Source organism: Actinomyces sp. S6-Spd3 (assembly GCF_000758755.1).
Taxonomy (GTDB): domain Bacteria; phylum Actinomycetota; class Actinomycetes; order Actinomycetales; family Actinomycetaceae; genus Pauljensenia.
In genome coordinates, this window is sequence record NZ_JRMV01000016.1 from 1 (window position 1) to 908 (window position 908).

Sequence of the window (908 nt, forward strand, 5' to 3'; positions counted from 1 at the left end):
TCGCTGGCAAGAAATACTGCCACTGAAGTTTCCTACGCTACGTTAGCCAAAGATGTTCGCTCGGTTTCGCCTTCTTTTTCTCCCGAGACGGCAGCGAATGTGGTTTCTTTACTTGAACGGTTGTTTGTAGTTGAGAAGGTTCCCGCATTTGCTCCGAAGCTTCGTTCAAAGGCTCGGCTACGGACTTCGCCAAAGTATCATCTGGCGGATCCTGCATTGGCAGCTGCAGCCCTTGATGCAACTGAGCAGAATTTGTATAAGGATCCGCAAACGACGGGTTTCTTGTTTGAGTCTGCAGTGGTACATGACCTTCTGGTCTGTATGGAATCAATTGGCGGAAAGGTGCGGCACTACCGCAATTCGAACGGTCAGGAGATTGACGCGATTTTGACGTTCCCAGACGGGAGCTGGGCCGGTGTTGAAGTTAAGTTAGGGGCCTCTCAGATTCAGGAGGGGGCGCAGTCGTTACTTGATGCTGCATCGGTCATTGATGCGGGTGAGCCGCGTTTCCTTGCTGTAATAACCGGCACGGGCCCAAGTGCAACATTGAAAAACGGGGTGTTTACGTTCCCCCTGGCTGCTTTGCGGCCTTAACCTATTTTTCCGCGCTGCGCAGTCTTAGTGAGTTGCTTACGACGATGACGGAAGAGGCAGCCATGGCGGCTCCTGCGATCATGGGGTTGAGGAGTCCGGCGATGGCTAGGGGAATGGCCGCAACATTGTAGGCAAACGCCCAAAACAGGTTCTGTTTGATTATGCGCAGGGTCTTGCGAGAGATTTTGATAGCCGTTGCCGCCGAGCGCAGGTCGGAGCCGGTAAGTGTGATGTCAGCTGCCTCGATTGCTACTTCGGTACCCGAACCCATGGCCATGCCCAGGCCTTGAACACCAGCTTGGGCAAGAGCGGCA

1 protein-coding gene and 1 pseudogene are annotated in these 908 nt (G+C 54.0%); one reads left to right on the forward strand and one right to left on the reverse strand.

Going from position 1 to position 908, the window contains the following annotated elements:
* On the forward strand, nucleotides 1-594 hold a 594-nt coding region (locus HMPREF1627_RS00125), incomplete at its 5' end, for a DUF4143 domain-containing protein (RefSeq protein WP_034499704.1).
* Between the two features lies 1 nt (nucleotide 595).
* Here HMPREF1627_RS00125 and HMPREF1627_RS00130 read toward each other — a convergent pair.
* A pseudogene (locus HMPREF1627_RS00130) lies at nucleotides 596-908 on the reverse strand (heavy metal translocating P-type ATPase); the annotation flags it as partial.